This window comes from Kitasatospora sp. NPDC042419 (assembly GCF_056437345.1).
In genome coordinates, this window is sequence record NZ_JBWKAW010000048.1 from 13,773 (window position 1) to 37,691 (window position 23,919).

Sequence of the window (23,919 nt, forward strand, 5' to 3'; positions counted from 1 at the left end):
TCGGGTGCGTACCGCGTCCCATGAGCCACACCGGACGCGCGGCCGGGCACGGGTGCTCCGGCGGCGGTGGCCCCCGTGCTGACGGGCGGTCAGTGCACGCCCGGCCCCGCACCGGGCCGGCCGGACGCATTCGGTCCTGTTCCGCTTGAGAAACGATCCGCCCACGCCCCTAGACTGTTCCCCAGCAGGTGGCCCACCGCTCGAAAGGCGTGCACCGTGACCATCGGCAAGTCCCCCGACCGCGAGAACGCCCCGTCGTCCGCCCTGCCCCCCGGCACCGCGGAACAGACGGCCGATGCGCCGAGCATCGGCCGGGTGCTGTCCGCCGCCCGGATCGAGGCCGGGCTCACGGTGGATCAGGTGAGTACCGCCACCCGGGTCCGGGTGCCGCTCGTGCATGCCATCGAGGAGGACGACTTCGCCCGCTGCGGCGGCGACTTCTACGCCCGCGGGCACATCCGTTCGATCGCGCAGGTGGTCGGCGTGGACGGCGAGGCGCTGGTCGCCCGGTACGACGCCGCCCACGGCGGCTCCCCGGCCTCGCGGCGGCCGACCCAGCTGATCGAGAGCGGACCGATCAAGGTCCCGGGCCGGGGCCGGCCGAACTGGACGGCCGCGATGGTCGCCGCGATCGTCGCGGTGGTCGGACTGATCGGCTTCAACCTGGTCAGCGGCAAGAGCACCACCGCCACCACCACCGGCTCGGCCAGCGCCCCGCTGCCGTCCGGCTCCGGCACCGGCACGGTCGCCCCGGCGGCGCCCGCGCCGACCCCGACCGTGCAGCCGCCCGCGCCGGTGCCCAGCGCCGCCGCGATCGCCGCCGCCCCGGCCGACAAGGTCACCGTGAAGCTGGTCGCCGAGAAGGACACCAGCTGGGTCTCGGCGGTCGACGGCAACGGGAAGTCGCTGTACCAGAACAACATCGAGGAAGGCCAGGACCAGACCTTCACCGACCCCAAGCAGATCAAGCTGGTGATCGGCAACGCCGGCGCCGTGCACGTGTACGTCAACGGCAAGGACCTGGGCCCGGCGGGCAAGAACGGCCAGGTGGTGCACGTCACGTACACCCCGGGCGACCCGCAGGCGGGCTGATCGCAGGGGGCGTCCGGACCCGCGGGGATCCGGTGGAACGGGGCGCGCGGCCTCCGGGGCGAACGGCTTCGGCGGCCGCGCGTTAATCTTGGCCCTATGCCTGAACGCCGCACTGTCGCCCTTGTCACGCTCGGATGCGCCCGCAACGAGGTGGACTCCGAGGAACTCGCCGGGCGACTGGAAGCCGACGGCTGGTTGCTCGTGGACGACGCCGCCGAAGCCGACGTCGCCGTCGTCAACACCTGCGGCTTCGTCGAAGCCGCCAAGAAGGACTCCGTCGACGCCCTGCTGGAGGCCAACGACCTCAAGGGCCACGGCCGCACCCAGGCGGTCGTCGCGGTCGGCTGCATGGCCGAGCGGTACGGCAAGGAGCTGGCCGACGCGCTGCCCGAGGCGGACGGCGTGCTCGGCTTCGACGACTACTCGGACATCTCCGACCGGCTGCAGACCATCCTCTCCGGCGGCCACCACGCCCCGCACATCCCCCGCGACCGCCGCAAGCTGCTGCCGCTGAGCCCGGTCGAGCGGCAGGCCGCCGCCGCCGAGGTCGCCCTGCCCGGCCACGGCGCCCCCGAGGACCTCCCGGAGGGCCTCGCGCCGGCCTCCGGGCCGCGCACCCTGCGCAAGCGGCTGGACGACAGCCCGGTGGCCTCCGTCAAGCTCGCCTCCGGCTGCGACCGGCGGTGCTCGTTCTGCGCCATCCCGGCCTTCCGCGGCTCGTTCATCTCGCGCCGCCCCTCCGACGTGCTGCACGAGGCCCAGTGGCTGGCCGAGCAGGGCGTCCGCGAGGTCGTCCTGGTCAGCGAGAACAACACCTCGTACGGCAAGGACCTCGGCGACATCCGGCTGCTGGAGACGCTGCTCGCCGAGATCTCCGAGCTCGACGGCGTCGAGCGGGTCCGGGTCTCCTACCTGCAGCCGGCCGAGATGCGCCCCGGGCTGATCGACGCGATGACCGGCACCGCGGACGTGGTGCCCTACTTCGACCTCTCGTTCCAGCACTCGGCGCCGGCGGTGCTCCGCCGGATGCGCCGCTTCGGCTCCACCGACCAGTTCCTGGAGCTGCTCGGGACGATCCGCTCCAAGGCCCCGCAGGCCGGTGCCCGCTCCAACTTCATCGTCGGCTTCCCCGGCGAGACCGAGGCGGACTTCGCCGAGCTGGAGCGGTTCGTCACCAACGCCGGGCTGGACGCGATCGGTGTCTTCGGCTACTCCGACGAGGAGGGCACCGAGGCCGCCGGCTACCAGGACAAGCTGCCCGAGGACGTGGTCGCGGACCGGCTGGCCCGGCTCACCCGGCTCGCCGAGGAGATGACCGCCCAGCGGGCCGAGCAGCGGATCGGCACCGAGGTCGAGGTGCTGATCGAGTCGGTCGACGGCGACCTGGTCGAGGGCCGTGCCGCCCACCAGGCCCCGGAGACCGACGGGCTCACCACGCTCACCGGCGTCGAGCACCCCGAGGTGGGCGCGTTCCACCGCGCCCGGGTGGTCGCCAGCGAGGGCGTCGACCTGGTCGCCGAGGCGCTGGAGCAGGTGCGCGTCCGCCGGGCACCCGGAGCGGGGGAATGACCCACGGGCCCGGCGCCCCGGCCGCGGCCCACCCGGGCAGACCGGAGGCCGCGGCGCCCCCGGCGCCGGGGATCTGGAACATCGCCAACATGCTCACGATGCTCCGGCTGCTGCTGGTGCCGGTCTTCGTGACGCTGCTCTTCGCCGACGGCGGCCACGACCCCAAGTGGCGCTCGGTGGCTTGGGCCTCCTTCGCCATCGCGATGATCACCGACCTGTTCGACGGGGAGCTGGCCCGCCGCAAGGGCCTGGTCACCGACTTCGGCAAGATCGCCGACCCGATCGCCGACAAGGCGATCATGGGCGCGGCGCTGATCGGCCTCTCGGTGCTGGGCGACCTGCCGTGGTGGATCACCGTGGTGATCCTGGCCCGCGAACTCGGCATCACGCTGATGCGGTTCTGGGTGATCCGCTTCGGCGTGATCCCGGCCAGCCGGGGCGGAAAGCTGAAGACGCTCACCCAGGGCATCGCGGTCGGCATGTACGTCCTGGAGCTGACCGGCTGGCTGGCCACCGCCCGGGCCGTGCTGATGGGGTTCGCGGTGCTGCTGACCATCGGCACCGCGCTGGACTACATCGGGCAGGCGCTGCGGCTGCGCCGCGAGGGACTGGCGGCGCGCACGGGGCGCTGAGACCCCGCGGGCGAAGCCTCCCGTCGGATCCGGCCGTTCCGAATTCGCCGGTCGAGGCGGGGGGCTCCGGGGGCCCGCCGGGCTCACAATGGCGGGTACTCCGGGGCGGGCCCGGGGGTGCGAGGGAGGGACGTCGGGATGAGTGGCAGAGCTGCGACGGACGGCAGAACCGACTCAGGGGCGGGCGCGGACGGCGGGGCCGCGGTGCACGGGCCGGCGGGGCAGGGAACGGCGGGGCAGGGGTCGGCTGACGGCGAGCGGGCCCGGGGCGGGCCGGCGGACTGCGGGCCGGCGGACTACGGGCTGGCGGAGCGGGCGCACGCCGCGCTGCGCGCCGAGGGCGGCACGGTGGCCGTCGCCGAGTCGCTGACCGGGGGGCTGCTGGCGGCCGCGCTGGTGGACGTCCCCGGGGCGTCCAGCACCTTCCGGGGATCGGTGACCGCGTACGCGACCGAGCTGAAGGCCTCAGTGCTCGGGGTCGACGAGGGCCTGCTGGAGGTCAACGGCCCGGTCCACCCGGTGGTCGCCCGGCAGATGGCCGAGGGCGTGCGGAAGCTGCTGGGCGCCACCTACGGGGTCGCGACGACCGGGGTGGCGGGCCCGGATCCGCAGGACGGGCAGGCGGTGGGCACCGTATACCTCGCGGTCGCCGGCCCGGGGGGAAGTCTGGTCACTTCGCCACGGTTGTCGGGGGAGCGTGCCACAATCCGTCACAGGGCGGTGACCGCCGCTCTGGAGCTGCTCGTCGGGCGGCTTCCGTCCGGTACGCCCACGCACTGAGTCCTCGTCCGCCACCGTTCCCGCCGCTGAGCCGACTCCACCGCGGCGGTGCCGCCGAGGTGCCGTCGCGGGGGCCCGGGGCGCCCCGGGGTGCCTCCGGGGTTCCGTCCGCCAAGATCTCCACCGAACCGAGATCTGCCGAACTGGCGTACGGGCATCGTGCAGCTGGAGGATCGTGTTACACCGATGGTCCTGGTTGGGCAGAAACCAGGTGGCGAACGAGTGGCGCGGCGGTGGCCGGGTGCCGCCCGGAGGGTACGACGAGGTGCCCGCAGACCCGGGTGCGACACCGAAATTGGGGAGGGGACAGCCTTGCAGCCCAGAGTGAACACGACCATGGTCCCCGCACGCGAAGCGGGCAAGGCGGTACGGTGGGGGCGTGACATCTCGATCCGCAGTCCGAGGAGGGAGGCACCGATGATCCTGCTTCGTCGCCTACTGGGCGATGTACTGCGTCGGCAGCGCCAGCGCCAGGGCCGCACACTCCGCGAGGTGTCGGCAGCCGCCAGGGTTTCGCTCGGTTACCTCTCCGAGGTCGAGCGGGGACAGAAGGAGGCCTCCTCGGAGCTGCTCTCCGCCATCTGCGACGCACTCGACGTCCGGATGTCCGAGGTCATGCGCGAGGTCAGCGACGAACTGTCGCTCGCCGAACTTGCGGCGATGGCCACCCTCTCCGAAGGTGAACTGCTGAGGCCGGTGCTCGAACCGGTACCGCTGCCCGCCCCCGGCGCCGACCGGGCGAACATGTCGCCCAAGGCCGCCGCGATGGACGTGGTCGCCGCCTGATCCGGCCTCGACACCCGGGCGCCTGGTGCCCGGGGCGAGCGAAGGAGGGCGGTCGTGCGGAGAACGGTGGTGGCGCGAGCCGGGGCCCGAATACGGTTTCGGCGGCGGTGGCCGCAGCCGGTCCGCCGTGGCCTGCCGGTTCTGGCCGGCGGGCTCGGCTGGTGGCTGCTGGTTGCCCCCGGGCAACTGCCCGACGGCGCGGTGCCGGTCCTGCTGGCTGCCGGCGGGTGGGGGCTCGGGTTGATCCCGGTCCACGCCGACTGGCTGTCCACCGGTCCGTCAAGGCGCCGGACGGGTGAAACGACGGCCCGGTTGGAGGCGGAGCCTCCGATCGGGTGAGAGACGCGGACGAGGGCCGCGGTACCGGATTCCGGTGCCGCGGCCCTCGTCGTGTGCACGGGTCCGCACCTAGGGCGTGTCTTGTGGATCAGCCCGGGGCCGCGGATCCACAAGACACGCCCTAGGGCCGCAGGCGCAGGCCGCGCGGGGTGGCGTGGAAGCCGGCCTCCTCCAGGGCGGTGCCGAGCTCGGAGCCCAGGGCGGGTGCGCCGTTGGCACGCTCGACGGTGACGCTGCCGAGCGCCCCCGCGCGGACCGCGCCGGCCAGCGCGGCGGTCGCCGTGGCGAGCGTCGCCCCGTCCTCCGACCAGGCCAGCAGCGACTTGCCGCCGCGTTCGACGTAGAGGCTCAGCTCGCCGTCGACCAGGACCACCAGGGCGCCCGCCTTCCGGCCCGGCCGGTGCGCCCTGCCCGCGGCACCGTCGCCCGCACCGGCCGCGCCGCCCGCACCGGTCGGCGGCTCGGGCCAGGGCAGCGCGGCGCCGTAGGCGTTGGCGGGGTCGGCGGCGGCCAGCACCAGGGCCTGCGGCGGCTCGGCGGCCGGGGCGGCCGGCCACTCGGCGGCCCCGGCCCGCTCCAGCCGGCCGTTGACCGACCGCAGCCGGTCGGCCGCGCCCTCCATGGCGAACTGGGCGCCGCCCAGCCCCTCCACGAAGTAGCCCCGGCGGGCCCGGCCGCGCTCCTCCATCGCGGCGAGCACCCGGTAGACCCCGGCGAAGCCGCCCGGGACCCGCTCGGCCGCCACCGCGCCCCGGGTGAGCAGGCCGTGCCGGTCCAGCAGGCTCTGCGCCTGGGCGGTGGCCCGTACGGTCTGCTCGGCGGCGAAGGCGGGCAGCAGCGACCAGCGCCCGCCGACCGTCGGAGGACCGCTGCGCAGCGCGCCGCCGACCCGGCCGAAGGGGCGGCCCGCACCGCCGTAGCGGCCGCGCGGGACGGCGCGGGGCGCCCGGTGCGCGGTGGACCCGGCCGTCCGGCCGGAGCCGAGCAGGGCGCGCAGCGGCGCCAGGGTGTCGTTGCCGACGTAGCCCGCCCAGACGAGGTCCCAGAGCGCCTCGACGAGTTCCGGCTCGGGGGTGTCCGGCAGGTGCGCGACCAGCTGGCGGAAGAAGAGGCCGTAGCCGCCGGCCAGTGCCTCCAGCAGTGCGGTGTGCACCGGTGTGACGGTGGGCGGGACCGGTTCCGGGCGCAGCAGCTGGGCGTTCTCGGCCAGGTGCAGGCTGATCCAGCCGTCCTTGCCGGGCAGCGCGCCGGCGCCGGTCCAGCCGATCTCGCCGGCGGCCATCAGCTCGTCCAGCAGGCCGGGGGAGTAGTCGGTGAGCCGGGCCGGGAGGATCAGCTTCTCCAGCGCGGAGGCGGGCAGCGCCGTTCCCTGGAGCTGCTCGACCACCCGGAGCAGGCCGTCCGGGCCGCGCAGCCGGTGGCCGGCCAGGTGCTGCCACTGCGGCAGGAAGGCGGCCAGGGCACGCGGCGGGACGGGCTCCACCTCCTGGCGCAGCGCGGCCAGCGAGCGGCGGCGCAGCCTGCGCAGCACCTCGGCGTCGCACCACTCGACGGTGGCGGTGTGCCCCTCGACCGGCCTGAACTCGCCCTGGACCAGGCGGCCGGCGGCGGTCAGCCGGTGCAGGGTGCCGGTGACCACGGCCGAGCCGAGGCCGAAGCGGTCCGCGGCCTCCGCGGCGGTGAACGGTCCGTGGGTGCGGGCGTGCCGGGCGAGGAGGTCGCCCAGCGGGTCCTTGACCGGCTCGGTGAAGGCCTCGGGGACGCCGACCGGGAGCGGGGTGCCGAGGGCGTCGCGCAGCCGCCCGGCGTCCTCGACGGCGGCCCAGCGCCGCTCGCCGGCGATCCGGACCTGGATCACCCGGCGGGCGGACTCCAGCTCCAGGGCCCAGAGCGGCTCGGCGCCCCTGGCGGTCAGCTCGGCCTCGCTGAGCGGGCCGAGCAGGCGCAGCGCGTCGGCGACGCCCTCGGCGTCCTTGATCCGGCGCTCGGGGGTGAGCCGCTGGAGTTCGGCCTCCAGCTCGGCGAGGACCTGCGGATCGAGGAGCTCGCGCAGCTCGGCCTGGCCGAGGAGTTCGGAGAGCAGCCGGGAATCGAGCGAGAGGGCGGCGGCGCGGCGCTCGGCGAGCGGGGAGTCGCCCTCGTACAGGAACTGGGCGACGTAGCCGAAGAGCAGCGAGCGGGCGAAGGGCGAGGGCTCGGGGGTGGTGACCTCGACCAGGCGGACGGCGCGGGATTCGAGGTCCGCCATCAGCTCGACCAGGCCGGGGACGTCGAAGACGTCCTGGAGGCACTCGCGGACCGCCTCCAGCACGATCGGGAAGGACCCGTACTCGGAGGCGACCTCCAGGAGTTGCGCGGCGCGCTGGCGCTGCTGCCAGAGCGGGGTGCGCCGGCCGGGGCTGCGGCGGGGGAGCAGCAGGGCGCGGCCGGCGCACTCGCGGAAGCGGGAGGCGAACAGGGCGGAGCCGCCGACCTGGTCGGTGACGAGCTGTTCGATCTCGCCGGCGTCGAACAGGGCGGCGTCCGCGCCGACCGGGGCGTCGTCGGCGGCGGGCCGCGCGGTGGGGCCGCCGAAGTCGAAGTCCGGGGACAGCAGGTCGGCGTCCGGGAGGCGGAGCACGATGCCGTCGTCGGCGTGCATCACCTGCGGGTCGAGGCCGTGCTTCTCGCGCAGCCGGGCCCCGAGGGCGAGTGCCCAGGGGGCGTGCACCTGGGCGCCGAAGGGGGAGTGGATGACGATCCGCCAGTCGCCCAGCTCGTCGCGGAACCGCTCGACCACGATGGTGCGGTCGTCGGGGAGGTGGCCGCAGGCGGCGCGCTGCTCGGCGAGGTAGTCCAGCAGGTTGCCGGCGGCCCAGTCGTCCAGGCCGGCCCGCCGGAGCCGGGCGGTGGCTGCCTCGGGGTCGAGGGCCCCGAGCTCGCGGGTGAAGGCGCCGAGGGCCCGGCCGAGTTCGAGCGGGCGGCCCAGGGTGTCGCCCTTCCAGAACGGGAGCCGGCCGGGGACGCCGGGGGCGGGGGTGACGAGCACCTTGTCGTGGGTGATCTCCTGGATCCGCCAGGAGGTGGTGCCGAGGGTGAAGACGTCGCCGACGCGGGACTCGTAGACCATCTCCTCGTCGAGCTCCCCCACCCGTCCGCCCCCCTTCCTGGGGTCCGCCCCGGCGATGAAGACGCCGAACAGCCCCCGGTCGGGGATGGTGCCGCCGGAGGTGACGGCGAGCCGCTGGGCGCCGGGACGGCCGGCCACGGTGCCGGCCACCCGGTCCCAGACCACGCGGGGGCGCAGCTCGGCGAAGGCGTCCGAGGGGTAGCGGCCGGCCAGCATGTCGAGCACGGCGTCGAAGGCGGACTGCGGCAGGGTGGCGAACGGCGCGGCCCGCCGGACCACGGCGAGCAGGTCGTCCACCGGCCAGGTGTCCAGCGCCGTCATGGCGACCAGCTGCTGGGCCAGTACGTCCAGCGGGTTGCGCGGGATGCGCAGCGCCTCGATCCGGCCGGCCCGCATCCGCTCGGTGACCACGGCGGACTGGACGAGGTCCCCGCGGTACTTGGGGAAGACGACGCCGGTGGAGACCGCGCCGACCTGGTGGCCGGCCCGGCCGACCCGCTGCAGGCCGGAGGCGACCGAGGGCGGGGACTCGACCTGGACCACGAGCTCGACGGCGCCCATGTCGATGCCGAGTTCCAGGCTGGAGGTGGCGACCACGGCGGGCAGCCGGCCGGCCTTGAGCTCCTCCTCGACCAGGGCGCGCTGCTCCTTGGAGACCGAGCCGTGGTGGGCCCGGGCGATCACCGGCGGGGCGCCCTTGGCGGCGCCGGAGCCGCCCATCAGCTGGGCGGGGGAGTGGTCCTCGGGCTGGATGGCGCCGGTGGCGCGCTCCAGGGCGATCTCGTTCAGCCGGTTGCAGAGCCGCTCGGCGAGGCGGCGGGAGTTGGCGAAGACGATGGTCGAGCGGTGGGCCTGGACGAGGTCGACGATCCGCTCCTCGACGTGCGGCCAGATCGAGTTCTGCCGGGCCGGGTCGCTGTCGGCGGCGGCGCCGGCGGTGGGGGCGGCGGGCAGGTCGTCGAGGTCCGGGACGGGGACGACCACGGAGAGGTCGAACTCCTTGGCGGAGGGCGGCTGGACGACGGTGGCGCCGCGGCCGGGGCTGAGGAAGCGGGCCACCTCCTCGACCGGGCGGACGGTGGCGGAGAGGCCGATCCGGCGGGCCGGGCGGTCCAGCAGCTCGTCCAGGCGCTCCAGGGAGAGCGCCAGGTGGGCGCCGCGCTTGGTGCCGGCGACGGCGTGCACCTCGTCCAGGATCACCGTGTCGATGCCGCGCAGTGCCTCCCGGGAGGCGGAGGTGAGCAGCAGGAAGAGCGACTCGGGGGTGGTGATCAGGATGTCCGGCGGGTGGGTGGCGAAGCGGCGGCGGTCGGCGGCCGGGGTGTCGCCGGAGCGGATGCCGACCTGGACGTCGGGCTCGGGCAGGCCGAGCCGGACGGCGGCCTGGCGCAGGCCGGTCAGCGGGGCGCGGAGGTTCCGTTCGACGTCGACGGCGAGGGCCTTGAGCGGCGAGATGTAGAGGACCCGGCAGCGGCGGGCCGGCTCGGCGGGGGGCGGGGTGGAGCTGAGCCGGTCGAGCGCGGAGAGGAAGGCGGCGAGCGTCTTGCCGGAGCCGGTGGGGGCCACGACCAGGACGTCGGTCTCCTGGCCGATGGCGCGCCAGGCCTCGGTCTGGGCGGCGGTGGGGGCGGAGAAGGCGGCGGTGAACCAGGCCCGGGTGGCCGGGGCGAAGCCGGCCAGCGGATCGGTCGGGGGCGGGGTCTGGTTCTGCGGCGCCATGCCCCCATGGTGCCGGGTGCCACTGACAACGGTGCGGGAGGAGGTCCGGCGGGCCGTCCGGTTCGGGTGGGCGGGGTCGCGCGGCGGGGCGGGCGGGCCGGGCCGGTGCGGCGGGGTGGGTGGCCGTTCGGTGGAGCTGGAAAGGCAGAACGAACAATCGGACCATATGGTGATGATTCAGACCCAGTGATGCTCCTGTGAAGACCAGCCCTCCTGCGGCCGCCCGACCTCGTACGGCCACCGGGACCGACGAGCGGAGACCGTGCCATGGCGCAGGTGGACCCGTCCGGCCGCGGTCCCGTCCACGTCCGGACCCGCCCGGCCGCCCGGCCCCGCGCGCGGGGCCCCTTCCGGGTCCTGCTCGCCATGCTGCTCACCGCCCTGGTGGTCGGCGGCGCCGTGCCGTACGTCTCCGGGCCCGGCCGGTCGTACCTCAGCTACCTGGTGCTCGCCGAGCAGGCGGACGCCGCCGGGGCCGCCCGGGCCGCGGGAGAGGCGCGCGCGGCCGGCGGGCAGGTCGTCCAGGAGTACCCGCAGATCGGCGCCGTCCTCGCGTACGCCGCCGGGGGCTTCGCGGACAAGGTCAGGGGCCGGCCCGGGGTGGCCGCCGTCGGCGCCACCCGGACCGCACCGGTGCCGGGCCCGCCGCGGCCGCTCGACGGCGCCGGCGACTTCGGTCCGGGAGCGGTGCGGGCGGGGAGCGCCGACGGCCGGGACGACACCACCGCCACGGTGGCCGACCCGGCCGAGCACGACGCCTGGAACCTCGCCCTGCTCGGCGCCGCCGGCCCGGGCGGCGACACCACCCCCGGCCTGCTGGGCGGACCGGCCGCCCCGGCCTCCGGCGCCCTCGGCAAGGTGCTCGTCGCGGTGCTGGACTCCGGCGTCGACGACACCCACCCCGACCTGCGCGCCGCCGTCGACCCCGAGGCCTCCGCCTCCTGCGCGGACGGCCGCCCCGACGCCCGGACCGGCGCCTGGCGGCCCGACGGCGGGGTCGGCGAGAGCGGGCACGGCACGCACGTCGCCGGGATCGTCGGCGCCGCCCGGGACGGCCACGGCGTCAGCGGGGTCGCGCCCGGCGTCCGGATCGCCGCCGTCCGGCTGCTCGGCCCGCTCGGCCAGTACTACGCCGAGAACGTCGTCTGCGGGATGCTCTGGGCCGCCGACCACGGTGCCAGGGCGATCAACAACAGCTACTTCGCCGACCCGTGGAAGTACAACTGCCCCGGGGACCGTGACCAGGCCGCGCTGACCGCCGCCGTCGGCCGGGCCGTCGACTACGCGCGCGGGAAGGGCGCCGTGGTGGTCGCCTCGGCCGGCAACGACGGGCAGGACCTCGGCGCCGCCCGCACCGACGAGCGCAGTCCGAACGACCGCACCGCCGGCCCGCCGCAGTCCCGGTACGTCGGCCCCGAGTGCGTCCGGCTGCCCGGCGAGCTGCCCGGCGTCGTCACGGTGACCGCCGTGAACCGGGACGGCCACCCCTCGGCGTACTCCAACCACGGGCGCGGCAAGGTCTCGCTGGCCGCCCCCGGCGGCGACCCGGACGGCGGCACGCAGGGGGCGGTGGTCTCCGACTGGCCGGGCGACCGGTACGCCGCGCTGGCCGGCACCTCGATGGCCGCCGCGCACGTCACCGGCGCGGTCGCGGTGGCCGCCGCGCTCCACCCGGACTGGGGCGCGGACCGGCTCGCCGACCTGCTGGCCGCCACCGCGGCCGCCGCCTGCCCGCCCGGCCCGCACGCCTGCGGCGACCGGCAGTACTACGGGGCGGGGACGCTGATGCTGCCGCGCTGACGGGCGGCGGGTGCGCGGGAAAACCGGGTGACGGGCGGGACCGCGGTGGGCGAGGATCGGAGGATGGAGGCTTTCCTCACCACCGAGCGGCTGGTGCTGCGCCGCTTCACCGCCGCCGACGCGGACCACCTGGAGGAGCTGGACGGCGACCCCGAGGTGATGCGCCACCTCACCGGCGGCCGGGCCACCCCGCGCGAGGTCGTCGAGGACGTCCTGCTGCCGCTGTACTTCGACCACTACCGCCGGTACGGCGACCTCGGCTGGTGGGCCGCGCAGGAGCGGGACGGCGGGGCCTTCCTGGGATGGTTCGAGTTCCGGCCGCCGAACGGCGACCGCACCGAGGTCGAGCTCGGCTACCGCCTGCGCCGCCCGGCCTGGGGACACGGCTACGCCACCGAGGGCGCGCGGGCGCTGATCCGCCGGGGCTTCACCGGGCTCGGGGTGGAGCGGGTGGTGGCGTACACGATGGCGGTCAACCACGGCTCGCGGCGGGTGATGGAGAAGGCCGGGCTCTCCTACGTCCGGACCTTCCACGAGGATTACCCGGAGGCGATCCCGGGCAGTGAGCACGGTGAAGTCGAGTACGCGCTGGTGGCGGCGGACTGGCGGCCCTAGATGAATGAGTCCAAGGGCTCGTAGCCATATGCCACCAGCGAGCGGTGACACATGTCGCTGCCATAGCTCGCCCAACGCGTGCAAGGCGTGCCAGTCGGCCTGGCGGCCAGCGGAAGACACGTGACCCATGCCTCAGCAGCTCGAAGGACGTCCCGGTCGGGGCCCAGCCGGGGAATAGCCTTGAGCCTCCAGTGACTGGAGACAGCAGAGTGGGGGCATGGACGTTACGACCCTTTACTCGATCGGGGAGCTTTCCCGGCGGACCGGCTTGTCCGTGAGGACCATCCGGTTCTACTCCGATTCGGGGGTGGTAGCGCCGACCACCCGAAGTCCCGCCGGTTATCGGCTCTACGACCTCGACGCACTGCTCCGCTTGGAACTCCTCCGCACACTGCGCGAGCTGGGCGTAGACCTGGCCACGATTCAACGGGTACTGGACCGCGAGCTCTCGGTGGCGGAAGTCGCCGCGGCGCAGGCCGCTGCCCTGGACGTCCAGATCCGGATGCTGCAAATGCGCCGGAGCGTTCTGCGAGTCGTGGCCAGCCGCGGGTCCAGCCCTGAGGAGACCACGCTCATGCACAGGCTCACGCAGTTGACCGGCGAGGAACGCCGACGTCTGATCGACGATTTCATGGAGGGCACCTTCGGCACAGTGGATGCCGCCCCGGCCGCGGTGGCCATGGTTCGCGTTGCCACTCCCGACGTCCCCGATGATCCGTCCAGCGAGCAGGTCGCCGCGTGGGTGGAACTCGCCGAGCTGATCGGCGACGAGGACTTCCGGGCCCGGATGCGCCGAACAGCCATATGCCAGGCCGCCGGGCGCACGCTCGACATCGAGAGCGAGGCAGGGGAGGAACTGATGGAGTTCACCCGCCAGAAGGTGGCCGATGCCAGGGAGTCGGGCATCGACCCGCTCAACGACAGGGTCGCACCCGTCATCGACGACCTCGTGCACCGCTTCGCCGAGGTGTTCGCGCGCACCCCTGACGCGGAATTCCGGGCCTGGATGGCCCAGCAGTTCGAAGAGGCGCACGATCCCCGGGTGGACCGGTACTGGCGGCTGGTGTGGATCATCAACGGCTGGCAGGTCGTACCGAACCTGATCCCGGTGTACCCCTGGCTTATCCAGGCCCTGCGCAATGACCGCGACGCATAAGTTACTGCAATGGAGAGCACCCCGGAGCCCTGAGTGAGTCAAGGGGTGGCCTGCGGACATGGCGCGAGGGTGTCCAATATCGGTGTGTGATGACAGACTTGGACACCCTCGCAACGGCACTGTACGTCAGGATCGACGATGCATTGAAAGCTTCGCCACATCTGGCTCCGTGGCGTCCGGCCGTTGGGATCGCGCCCACGCTCAGTGACGCCGAACTGGTCACCGTCGCGGTGATGTCGGCGCTGCTCGGCTACACCTCGGAGCGGCGGTGGCTGCGGCGCGCCGGCCGGGACTTCCGGCACCTCTTCCCCTACCTGCCTCAGCAGTCCGGTTACAACAAGCGACTCCGCAACGCATCCGAGCTGCTCAAGCACATGATCAGGATGCTGGCGCAGGACACCTCACTGTGGAGCGACGATGTGTGGGTGGTCGACTCCACCCCGGTCGGCTGCGGCTGCTCTCGGGAGACCGCCAGGCGCTCGGATCTCGCAGGCTGGGCGCAGTACGGCTACTGCGCGTCGCACTCCCGGTACTTCTGGGGCCTGCGCCTGCACCTGGTGTGCACGCTGGGCGGGCTGCCCGTCCTGTTCGCGCTCACCGGCGCGAAGGCCAACGAACGCGAAACACTGCGCGGCATGCTCGATGCCGCACACGACGTCACTGCCACCCATCCAGGACAGACGATCATCGGCGACAAGAACTACTACGGCCGCGACTTCGAGCGCGATCTCACCGATCGTCACCTGGAGCTGTTGCGCCCAGCCCGCAAGGGCGAACCTGAACGGGCCGGGGCACACCTGTTCAGGCCGCTGCGGCAGGTCATCGAGTCGATCAACCAGACCTTCAAAGGGCAGCTCGACCTGGAACAACACGGTGGCCGCACTCCCTCCGGAGTGATCACCCGGGTACTGACACGCATCCTGGCGCTCACCACCGCGATCTGGCTGAACGACAAGACCGGGCAACCTGTCAAGCGATCCCTGATCGCCTACGATCACTGACCGCGACGACAGCCCTTGGACTCATTCATCTAGGGCCGGGCCGGTCCGGGATACTGGTGGGCATGAGGCTGACGGAGTTCTGGCGGCGGATGCACGCACACTTCGGTGAGGCGTACGCCGAGTCGTTCGCGACCGACCACGTGATGAGCGAACTGGGCGGCCGGACGGTCCGGCAGGCGCTGGACGCCGGCTGGGAGGCCAAGGACGTCTGGCGGGTGGTCTGCGAGACCCAGGGCGTCTCCGCGGTCCTCCGCTGATCCCGGCCCGATGCTCGAACGGGCGTCGGGCATGGGTCAGACTGTGCGGGTGACAAGCAGTGCAGAACCGCAGAATTCGGACAGGTCGGCGCAGGTCGCCGACGAGGCCGCGGGCCCCCCGCCCGCCTCGCCGCCCGCCCGGACCGCCGACGACGGCCTCTGGGGTTCCGGGATGCCGCGTTGGCTGCCCCGGGCGATGGTGCTGGCGCTGCTCATGGTCGGGCTGTTCCAGCTCGCCGACTGGGCCTTCCACCAGCTGATCGACCTCTTCGTGATGCTGCTGGTCTCCTTCTTCCTGTCGCTGGCGCTGGAGCCGGCGGTCGACCGGATGGCGGCCCGCGGGGTGCGCCGCGGGGTCGGCACCTTCCTGGTCTTCGTCGCGGTGGCGATAGCGGTGGGCGGCTTCCTGACCGCGCTCGGCACCCTGCTGGTCGACCAGGTCGCGAAGATCGCGGGGGATCTGCCGCACCTCCTCGACAGCCTGATCGACTGGGTCAACCGGACCTTCAACCAGGATCTCTCGCTGGACGAGCTGCAGAAGAAGCTGCTCAAGGACTCCGGTGCCATCGAGAACTACGCCCAGCAGGCCGCCGACAACGTCTGGGGCGTCTCCTCCACCCTGATCGGCGGGCTGTTCCAGGCCTTCACCGTCGGCCTCTTCACCTTCTACTTCACCGCCGACGGCCCCCGGGTGCGACGGACCGTCTGTTCGCTGCTGCCGCCCGCCAAGCAGGCCGAGGTACTGCGGGCCTGGGAGATCGCGCTGGCCAAGACCGGCGGCTACCTCTACTCCCGGGCCCTGCTCGCCGTCGCGTCGGCGTTCGCGCACTGGGTGATGTTCGCCGTGCTGGACCTGCCGTACGCGGCGGCCCTGGCGATCTGGGTCGGCGTCATGTCGCAGTTCGTGCCGACCATCGGCACCTACCTGGCGGGCGCCCTGCCGGTGCTGGTGGCGCTCACCGTGGAGCCGGTCGACGCGCTCTGGGTCCTGGCGTTCGTGGTGGTCTACCAGCAGATCGAGAACTACCTGCTGCACCCGCGGATCACTGCGAAGACGGTGGACGTGCACCCGGCGGTGGCGTTCGGCTCGGTGATCGCCGGGGCCGCCCTGCTCGGGGCGGTCGGCGCGCTGATCGCGATCCCCGCGGCGGCCACCCTGCAGGGGTTCGTGGGGACGTACGTGCGGCGCTACGAGGTGGCGACCGACCCGCGGATCGACCGGGGCGAGCAGCGGCGGCACCGGCGGGCGCTGCGCCGGGAGGCGGCGCGCCGGCTGCGGCGGATGGTCCGCGGGGGGCCGCAGGGCGGTTCCGGTCCGGGCACCGGGTCCGGGTCCGGTTCGGGGGCGGGCCCCGGTTCCGGCTCCGGGCAGGGGCCGGGGGACGGGGGCGGCGAGGAGGGCGGGGAGAAGTAGTTCGAATGGCCCCGGCTTGAATCGAACACTTGTTCTTTGTACTCTCCGGCCAAGAGTTTTCCCCAGGCCGAGCCCGGTCAGGGTCGATTGTCAGTGGGACGCGCTAGCGTCGATGACGATGAAGCGCACAGCACAGAACCCGAGGGTGGAAGCCATGGCAGGTACGGACCGCGAGAAGGCCCTTGAGACCGCACTCGCCCAGATCGAGCGGCAGTTCGGCAAGGGCTCGGTGATGCGCCTGGGCGAGAAGGCCAACGAGCCGATCGACGTGATCTCCACCGGGTCCACCGCTCTGGACGTCGCCCTCGGGGTCGGTGGCATCCCGCGCGGCCGGGTGGTCGAGATCTACGGCCCCGAGTCCTCCGGCAAGACCACGCTGACCCTGCACCTGGCGGCCAACGCCCAGCGGGCCGGCGGCACGGTCGCCTTCGTCGACGCGGAGCACGCGCTCGACCCGGACTACGCCAAGAAGCTCGGCGTGGACACCGACGCCCTGCTGGTCAGCCAGCCGGACACCGGTGAGCAGGCGCTGGAGATCACCGACATGCTGATCCGCTCCGGCGCGATCGACCTGGTGATCATCGACTCGGTCGCGGCGCTCGTCCCGCGCGCGGAGATCGAGGGCGAGATGGGCGACTCGCACGTCGGTCTGCAGGCCCGTCTGATGAGCCAGGCGCTGCGGAAGATCGCCGGTGCGCTGAACCAGTCGAACACCACCGCGGTGTTCATCAACCAGCTGCGCGAGAAGATCGGCGTCATGTTCGGGTCGCCGGAGACGACGACCGGTGGCCGGGCGCTGAAGTTCTACGCCTCGGTCCGCCTCGACATCCGCCGGATCGAGACCCTGAAGGACGGCACCGAGGCGGTCGGCAACCGCACCCGGGTCAAGGTCGTCAAGAACAAGGTCGCCGCACCGTTCAAGCAGGCCGAGTTCGACATCCTCTACGGCGTGGGCATCAGCCGTGAGGGCGGCCTGATCGACATGGGTGTCGAGCACGGCTTCATCCGCAAGTCGGGCGCCTGGTACACCTACGAGGGCGACCAGCTCGGCCAGGGCAAGGAGAACGCCCGCAACTTCCTGCGGGACAACCCGCAGCTGGCCGACGAGATCGAGCGGAAGATCAAGGGCAAGCTCGGCATCGGCCCGAAGACCGAGGAGCCGGCCGAGGCCGATGCCGCGGCTGCTGGTGCTGGTGCGGCCGAGGGTGCGGCCAAGCCGATCACCGCGACCGCCGCCAAGACGGCCGCGGCGAAGAAGACGGCGGCGGCCGCCAAGGCCTGATCCGTTGATGCAGCACACCGGGGCAGCGGGCGGCGGCCCGGAGGACGATGACGACTACGGCCCGCCGGACTGGTTCGCGGCCGTGGCCGATCCCGAGCCGGCGCCGGACGGGGCGGCGGATCGGCAGCCGTCCGGTCCGGCGGTCGCGGGCGGCCCGGCGGACGTGGGCGACCTCGGGTTGGTCACGGCCTCCGAGCTGCCCGCAGGACGGCGACGGCGCCGGTCGGCGCTGGAGCAGGAGACCTCCGGCCCTGGTGCCGGGGAGGTTCGGGCAGGGGCGGCCGGTCACGGGGGTGTGGCCGCCCCTGCCCGGTCCGTGTCGCCGTCGGGCGGGCGTTCGTCGGGCGGGCAGTCCTTCACCGGGCAGTCCTTCGCGGGGCGGTCCTCCGACGGGGGTCCGCAGGGCGGGAGGCGGTCCCGCGGGCGGGCCGGACGGCCGGAACAGGGCGAGGCGCCGGACACCGGCGCGCCCCGGCGTTCCCGGGCCGAGGAGCCCGTCGACCCCGAGGCCCGGGCACGGGACATCTGCCTGCGCCTGCTCACCGGCGCGGCCAAGACCCGCAAGCAGCTCGCCGACGCCCTGCGCAAGCGGGAGATCCCGGACGAGGTCGCCGAGGAGGTGCTGACCCGGCTGGAGGAGGTCGGGCTGATCGACGACGCGGCCTTCGCCCGGGCCTGGGTGGAGTCCCGGCACGCGGTCCGGGGGCTCTCCCGGCGGGCGCTGGCCCAGGAGCTGCGGACCAAGGGGGTGGCCGCCGAGTGGGTCGAGCAGGCCCTCGCCCAGCTCGACCACGACGACGAGACCGAGGCGGCCCGGGCGCTGGTCGACCGCCGGCTCCGGACCACCCGGGGCCTGGAGCGGCAGGCCCGGACGCGTCGGCTGGTCGGCGTGCTGGCCCGGCGGGGCTACTCCGAGGGCCTGGCCTTCCGGGTGGTCCGCGAGGCGCTGGACGAAGAGGAGCTCGCGTGGCCCGCGGACGACGCGGCGGACGCGGACGGACCGTCCGGCGAGGGCTGGGACTGACGCCGGGTCGGCCCGGGCCGGATCGCGGAGTTGGCCAACTGCCAAGCCAGTCTTGACCGTTTCGTAACCCGCGCTTAGCCTCGCACTCAGTGCGGGAGCACATCGATCATTCCTCGGCCACCCCTGGCCACTCTCCTGGCCACGCCCGTGACCAGGCAGGTCCGGGCCGGCCGCGCGGTTGGTCCCGGGCGGCGTGCCGCCGCGGGACGGGGAGCGGGCAGGATGAGGATCGCGGTGAGCGCCGGATCGGCCACCTCCCTGCTGGTGGCGGTCCTGCTGGCCGTCGCTGTGGTGGCCGCCGTCGGAGTGGCGGTCTGGCTGTCGGCCGGGCGCCTGCGGAACGCACGGCGCAGGGCCGCCGCCGAGACCGAGCGGGCCCGGCGCTGGGCCGAGCAGCAGGCCGACCAGTTGCGGGCCGAACTCGACCGGCGCGAGGAGCGGTTGACCGAGGAGCTGGACAGGCTCCGCACCCGTGAGGGCGAACTGGCCGAACGGTCGGCTGAGTTGGAGCGGGCCCGCGGAGAGGCGGCGGATCTGGTCCGGCGCCGGGCCGAGGAGCTGGAGCGGACCGCCGGGCTGTCGGCGGACCAGGCCCGCGCCGAACTCGTCCGGGAGGCCGCCTCCGAGGCGCGCCGGGAGGCGGCGGTCACCGTCCGGGAGATCGAGCGCGCCGCCCGCGAGGAGGGCGAGCAGCGGGCCCGGGGGATCGTCGCCGGGGCGATCCAGCGGCTGGCCGCCGAGCAGACCGCGGAGACCGCGGTGTCGCTGTTCCGGCTGCCGAACGAGGAGATGAAGGGCCGGGTGATCGGGCGGGAGGGCCGGAACATCCGGACCTTCGAAGCCGTCACCGGCGTCAACCTGATCATCGACGAGACCCCGGCGGTGGTGCAGCTCTCCTGCTTCGACCCGGTCCGCCGGGAGACCGCCCGGCTCACCCTGGAACAGCTGGTCGAGGACGGCCGGATCCACCCGGTGCGGATCGAGCACGTCCACGAGCGCAGCCGCGAGGAGGTCGAGCGGCGCTGCGTGCGGGCGGGCGAGGACGCGCTGCTGGCGGTGCGGGTCGGCGGGATGCACCCGGACCTGGTCCGCACCCTGGGCACGCTGCGCTACCGGGCCTCGTACGGGCAGAACGTGCTGGGCCACCTGGTGGAGTCGGCGCACCTGGCCGGGCTGATGGCCGCCGAGCTGGGGGTGGACCCGGAGCCGGTGCGGCGCGCGGCGCTGCTGCACGACATCGGCAAGGCGCTCACCCACGAGGTGGAGGGCAGCCACGCGGCGGTCGGCGCGGACTTCGCCCGGCGGCACGGCGAGTCGGCGGACGTGGTGCACGCGATCGCGGCGCACCACGGGGAGGTGGAGCCGCGGACCGTGGAGGCGGTGCTGACCCAGGCGGCCGACGCCTGTTCGGGCGGCCGGCCGGGCGCCCGCAAGGAGTCGCTGGAGACGTACGTGCGCCGACTGGAGCGGCTGGAGGAGATCGCCCGGTCGCACGACGGCGTGGCCGCGGTGTACGCGATGCAGGCCGGCCGGGAGGTCCGGGTGATGGTTCGGCCGGAGGTGGTGGACGACCTCGGGGCGCAGGTGATCGCCCGCGAGGTGGCCAGGAGGGTGTCCGAGGAGCTGACGTACCCGGGTCAGATCCGGGTCACGGTGGTCCGGGAGAGCCGGGTCACCGAGGTGGCCCGCTAGGTTCGGCGGCCGGCTCGGCCACGGGAGCGGCCACGGGACCGGTGACGGGTCGGGTCATGGGCCCGGCCGTCGGCCGGGGCCCGGCGGCCGGTGCCGGTGCGTCGGCCGGTGTCGGCGCCGGCGCGGCTGCGGTGGCCGGCCCGGCTGCGGGCTCGGCCTCGGGCCCGCCGGTGAGCGAGGCCGGACCGCCGCGGGCCCCGTCGGCCAGCGCCTGGAGGTCCTCGGCCGCGGCGCCCTGGGTGACCCCGACCAGGTGCCCGTCGGGGCGGATCAGCAGCACGCTGTGCGGTCCTGCGCCCGGGTAGGCCTCGGTGACCAGGACCTCGGCCGGTACCGGCAGCGCGGCGGCGACCTCGGCCAGCCGGGGCATCAGCCCGGCGCCGAGCCAGTGCTCGGCCGACCAGACGGTGGTGCCGGGGGCGACCAGCAGCAGCAGGAAGCCGGAGCCGAGGCGGGCGTGCAGCTGGTCCGGAGTGCCGTCGGCGGTCAGCACCGGAAGGTCCGGGACGAGCACGCCGGGGGCGGTCGCGGGCAGCAGTTCGCTGAGCGAGGTGCTGCCGCGCGCCCCGCGCTGGACCGGGACGCGCCCGGGCACGCCGGAGGGGGCGGCCGGGTAGGCGGGCGCGCCGCCGAACCGGCCGGTGCCGAGCTGGCCGTCCGCGAGCATCGGCGCGTGCTTGCGGAACGAGCCGGTGAGCAGTGAGCGGCGGGTGGCCTGCCAGCCGCGCAGCGGGCGCAGCAGCGGCATGGCCTGGTCGACCGCGCGCAGCCGGGCGCCGACCGCGCCGCGCCGCTCGGCCTCGTACCCGTCGAGCAGGGAGCCGCCGGGCTGCGGGCCGCCCGGGTGGAGGTGCCAGGCGAGGGCGAGCCGCCAGGCGAGGTTGTCGGCGTCGCGCAGGCCGTCGGCGAGGTTCTGCATGCCGAGCGCGCCGTGCAGGTGGGCGGCGTCGCCGGCGAGGAAGCAGCGGCCGTTGCGGAAGCGGGCCGCCAGCCGCTGCTGGGCGGTGTGGTCGGCGGCGGCGAGCAGGTCGAACTTGGGGAGTTCGCCGCACCAGCCGGTGAGGGTGGCGGTGACCCGGGTGAGCAGGGTGTCGCCGGTGACGATGCCGGGCCAGGTGGCGTGCGGGTCGACCGTCTCGGTGGGCGTCGGCCGGCCGGGCGGCAGCCGCCAGTCCAGCCGCCAGACACCGTCCGGCAGCGGGCGGGCGGAGGCCTCGCGGTCGCCGCGCCACGGCGGCTCGCGGTGCAGCCGGGGCTCGGTGAACGGCAGGTCGACCCGGACGGTGGCGATGGCGCTGCGGTCGACGGCCGGGCGGCCGGGGAAGCGGATCTTCAGCAGCTTGCGGACGGTGGACCGGGCGCCGTCGCAGCCGACCAGGTGGCTGCCGCGCCACCAGGTCTCGGTGCCGTCCTGCGGGTTGCGGGTGTGCACGCTGACGCCGTCGCGGTCCTGTTCGAGCCGGGTGACCCGGCTGAGCGGGACCAGCCTGACCAGGGGGGTTCCGGTGAGGGCGTCGCGCAGGCCGCGCTGGAGCCGGTGCTGGGGCAGGTGCAGGACGGGGGTGTCGGCGAGGTCGATCCGGAGCACTTCCTGGCGGCGGCGCCAGATGGTGAAGGCGTCCCAGCGGGCGGCGTCGGAGACGGCCCGGGGGTAGCCGATCCGGGTGAGGAAGGCGGCGGTGTCGGCGCCGAGGACGACGCTGCGAGGGCTCTCGGGGCAGAGCCCGGAGCCCTCGTCGAGGACGACGGTCGGCACCTCGTGCCGGGCGAGGGCGAGGGCCAGGGCCAGGCCCACCGGCCCGGCCCCGACCACGATCACCGGGTCCATGCCGCGACCTCCGGGCACGGACGGTTCGGTGCGACGCGGCCGGGGACCTCCGGGCAAGGGCTGGTCGACGGGGTGGCGTCATATGCCGCGTGGATGCTCCCGGATGGTGTCACGAAGAGCAATGCAACAGTTCACCTGGGTGTCCGTCAAGCAGCAGCTGAAGTGCGCCGGTTCGCGCCGCGTCGGCCGCGTGCCTCGATCCACCGGGCGAGCGCGGTGAGCAGGAGGCACATCGCGATGTAGATGGGCCCGATCACCAGCACCACGGGGATGTAGGGGAAGCCCGCGGCGTTGAGCGGCTGACTGGCGATCTGCTTGCCGGCGTAGAGCAACTCGGAGTAGGTGATGATGTAGCCGAGCGAGGTGTCCTTGAGGGTGACGACCAGCTGGCCGATCATCGAGGGCAGCATCGAGCGGACCGCCTGCGGCACCAGGACGGTGGTCATCACCTGGGTCTTGCGCAGGCCGAGCGCGTAGCCGGCCTCGCCCTGGCCGCGCGGGACGGCGTTGACGCCGCTGCGGATGATCTCGGCCTGGACCGAGCCGTTGTAGAGGGTGAGCCCGAGCACCAGGGCCCACATCGGCTCCTTGGCGAAGAACGCGTAGTAGAGCGCGACGATCAGGATCAGCAGCGGCATCGCCCGGAAGAACTGGACGAAGGAGACGGCCGCCCAGCGCACCGGCTTGTGGTCGGAGAGCTGCCCGGCGGCGAGCAGCGCGCCCAGGGAGAGCGAGCCGACCGCGGCCAGCCCGAAGGCCTCCAGGGTGGACAGCAGACCGTCGACGATCCGCTGCTGGATGGTGTTGTACTGGAACGCGTCCCAGAGCTCGGCGTCGAACTGGCCGTTGTCGGCGAGCGCCGTGACGGCGTACCAGAGCAGGCCGGCGATCGCGAGCAGCGACAGCACGCCGAACACCCGGTAGCGGGAGCGGGCCTTCGGGCCGGGGGCGTCGTAGAGGACGCTGGCCGTGGAAGGGCGGGTGAAGATCGAGCTCATCGGGCCACCGCCAGTCGGTTCTCCAGGAAGCGGAACAGCAGGGCGACGGTGGCGCTGATCACCAGGTAGGCGCAGGCCACCCAGAAGAAGATCGCGAAGATCGAGTAGCCGCGCTCCGAGAAGGTCTGCTGCGCGCTGTACAGCTCGCTGACGCTGAACGCGCCGGCGATCGCCGAGTTCCTCGGCAGCGCGATGAACACGCTGCTCATCGGCGCCAGCACCGTCCGGGCCGCCTGCGGCAGGACGATCTGGGTCAGGGTCTGGCCGAAGGTCATGCCGAGGCTGCGGGCGGCCTCCGCCTGACCGAGCGGGACGGTGTTGATGCCCGAGCGCAGCACCTCGCAGACGAACGACGCGGTGTACCCGCCGAGCGCCAGCACCGCGAAGGTGAGGTGGCTGAAGTGCACGCCGAGCGGGGGGAGCCCGAACGTCACGGCGAAGAACAGCACGGTCAGCGGGGTGTTGCGGAAGAGCGTCACCCACGCGGTGCCGAAGCCGCGCAGCACCGGGACGGGGGAGACCCGGCAGGCCGCCAGCAGGGTGCCCAGCAGCAGGGCGAGCAGCGCGCTGAGCGCGCTCAGCTCGATCGTCTGCAGGAAGCCGTCGCGGAACAGCGCGAAGTTGCCGTCCTCGAACAGGAAGCCCATCCGGCGGCCCTCCTCTCAGGTGGTCGGTGGTTCGGGGGTCGTTCGGTCGATCGGGAGAGTTGGCGGGCGGGGGGGGGGGGGGGGCGGGGGGGGGGGGCGCCCCCGGCCGGACTTAAGCACCACCCCCGCGCGGGGGGGGGGCGGGGGGCACCCGGAGGCGGCGGGGGGGGGGGGTGGCG

At 74.1% G+C, this 23,919-nt stretch carries 18 protein-coding genes; 14 read left to right on the forward strand and 4 right to left on the reverse strand.

From position 1 onward, the window contains the following. Window positions 1-216 precede the first annotated feature (216 nt). The 5 genes from AC067J_RS41465 to AC067J_RS41485 all read left to right on the forward strand — a co-directional run bounded on the left by AC067J_RS41465 (window position 217) and on the right by AC067J_RS41485 (window position 4,859). Complete coding sequence (locus tag AC067J_RS41465) at window positions 217-1,092, forward strand: helix-turn-helix domain-containing protein (RefSeq protein WP_478307992.1); 876 nt, start codon at window positions 217-219, stop codon at window positions 1,090-1,092. 96 nt (window positions 1,093-1,188) lie between these two features. Beyond that, window positions 1,189-2,661: a 30S ribosomal protein S12 methylthiotransferase RimO gene (gene rimO / locus AC067J_RS41470; protein WP_478307993.1), complete on the forward strand. Its 1,473-nt coding sequence runs from the start codon at window positions 1,189-1,191 to the stop codon at window positions 2,659-2,661. Next, window positions 2,658-3,293, forward strand: coding sequence for a CDP-diacylglycerol--glycerol-3-phosphate 3-phosphatidyltransferase (gene pgsA / locus AC067J_RS41475; protein WP_478307994.1), 636 nt, complete (start codon window positions 2,658-2,660; stop codon window positions 3,291-3,293). The genes rimO and pgsA overlap by 4 nt, the downstream gene beginning before the upstream one ends. 303 nt (window positions 3,294-3,596) lie before the next feature. Further along, entirely contained in the window at window positions 3,597-4,073 is a 477-nt protein-coding gene (locus AC067J_RS41480; protein WP_478308011.1) for a CinA family protein, read from the forward strand. A gap of 417 nt (window positions 4,074-4,490) precedes the next feature. Next, window positions 4,491-4,859, forward strand: coding sequence for a helix-turn-helix domain-containing protein (locus AC067J_RS41485; RefSeq protein ID WP_045940221.1), 369 nt, complete (start codon window positions 4,491-4,493; stop codon window positions 4,857-4,859). A 460-nt stretch (window positions 4,860-5,319) separates the two neighbouring features. Here the strand turns inward: AC067J_RS41485 and AC067J_RS41490 are convergent, their stop codons facing one another. Next, window positions 5,320-10,026 (reverse strand): ATP-dependent helicase, encoded by a 4,707-nt coding sequence (locus AC067J_RS41490; protein WP_478307995.1) that lies wholly within the window; start codon window positions 10,024-10,026, stop codon window positions 5,320-5,322. 267 nt (window positions 10,027-10,293) lie between these two features. On the opposite strand from AC067J_RS41490, the gene AC067J_RS41495 reads away from it, so the two are divergent. From AC067J_RS41495 to rny, 9 genes are all read left to right on the forward strand, one after another. Beyond that, entirely contained in the window at window positions 10,294-11,826 is a 1,533-nt protein-coding gene (locus tag AC067J_RS41495) for a S8 family serine peptidase (RefSeq protein WP_478307996.1), read from the forward strand. 63 nt (window positions 11,827-11,889) lie between these two features. Continuing rightward, window positions 11,890-12,441 carry a GNAT family N-acetyltransferase gene (locus tag AC067J_RS41500; protein ID WP_478307998.1) on the forward strand — a complete coding sequence of 184 codons (552 nt, stop codon included), beginning with the start codon at window positions 11,890-11,892 and terminating at the stop codon, window positions 12,439-12,441. A 217-nt stretch (window positions 12,442-12,658) separates the two neighbouring features. Next, window positions 12,659-13,597 (forward strand): helix-turn-helix domain-containing protein, encoded by a 939-nt coding sequence (locus tag AC067J_RS41505; RefSeq protein ID WP_478307999.1) that lies wholly within the window; start codon window positions 12,659-12,661, stop codon window positions 13,595-13,597. Window positions 13,598-13,683: 86 nt separating this feature from the next. Beyond that, complete coding sequence (locus AC067J_RS41510) at window positions 13,684-14,598, forward strand: IS982 family transposase (RefSeq protein WP_478308001.1); 915 nt, start codon at window positions 13,684-13,686, stop codon at window positions 14,596-14,598. A 62-nt stretch (window positions 14,599-14,660) separates the two neighbouring features. After that, window positions 14,661-14,855 carry a DUF3046 domain-containing protein gene (locus AC067J_RS41515; protein WP_327681126.1) on the forward strand — a complete coding sequence of 65 codons (195 nt, stop codon included), beginning with the start codon at window positions 14,661-14,663 and terminating at the stop codon, window positions 14,853-14,855. A 43-nt stretch (window positions 14,856-14,898) separates the two neighbouring features. After that, window positions 14,899-16,269: an AI-2E family transporter gene (locus AC067J_RS41520; RefSeq protein WP_478308012.1), complete on the forward strand. Its 1,371-nt coding sequence runs from the start codon at window positions 14,899-14,901 to the stop codon at window positions 16,267-16,269. A 154-nt stretch (window positions 16,270-16,423) separates the two neighbouring features. Then, entirely contained in the window at window positions 16,424-17,551 is a 1,128-nt protein-coding gene (gene recA / locus AC067J_RS41525) for a recombinase RecA (RefSeq protein ID WP_478308002.1), read from the forward strand. Window positions 17,552-17,558: 7 nt separating this feature from the next. Beyond that, window positions 17,559-18,575: a recombination regulator RecX gene (recX, locus tag AC067J_RS41530; protein WP_478308003.1), complete on the forward strand. Its 1,017-nt coding sequence runs from the start codon at window positions 17,559-17,561 to the stop codon at window positions 18,573-18,575. A gap of 222 nt (window positions 18,576-18,797) precedes the next feature. After that, complete coding sequence (rny, locus tag AC067J_RS41535) at window positions 18,798-20,267, forward strand: ribonuclease Y (RefSeq protein ID WP_478308004.1); 1,470 nt, start codon at window positions 18,798-18,800, stop codon at window positions 20,265-20,267. Here the strand turns inward: rny and AC067J_RS41540 are convergent. The 3 genes from AC067J_RS41540 to AC067J_RS41550 form a co-directional block, all read right to left on the reverse strand. Continuing rightward, window positions 20,248-22,095 carry an FAD-dependent monooxygenase gene (locus tag AC067J_RS41540; RefSeq protein ID WP_478308005.1) on the reverse strand — a complete coding sequence of 616 codons (1,848 nt, stop codon included), beginning with the start codon at window positions 22,093-22,095 and terminating at the stop codon, window positions 20,248-20,250. The two genes, rny and AC067J_RS41540, sit on opposite strands and share 20 nt — an antisense overlap. A 146-nt stretch (window positions 22,096-22,241) precedes the next feature. After that, entirely contained in the window at window positions 22,242-23,093 is an 852-nt protein-coding gene (locus AC067J_RS41545; protein ID WP_478308007.1) for an amino acid ABC transporter permease, read from the reverse strand. After that, a complete protein-coding gene (locus tag AC067J_RS41550) occupies window positions 23,090-23,740 on the reverse strand; it encodes an amino acid ABC transporter permease (protein WP_478308009.1) in 651 nt (216 codons plus the stop codon). The genes AC067J_RS41545 and AC067J_RS41550 overlap by 4 nt, the downstream gene beginning before the upstream one ends. Window positions 23,741-23,919: the final 179 nt, after the last annotated feature.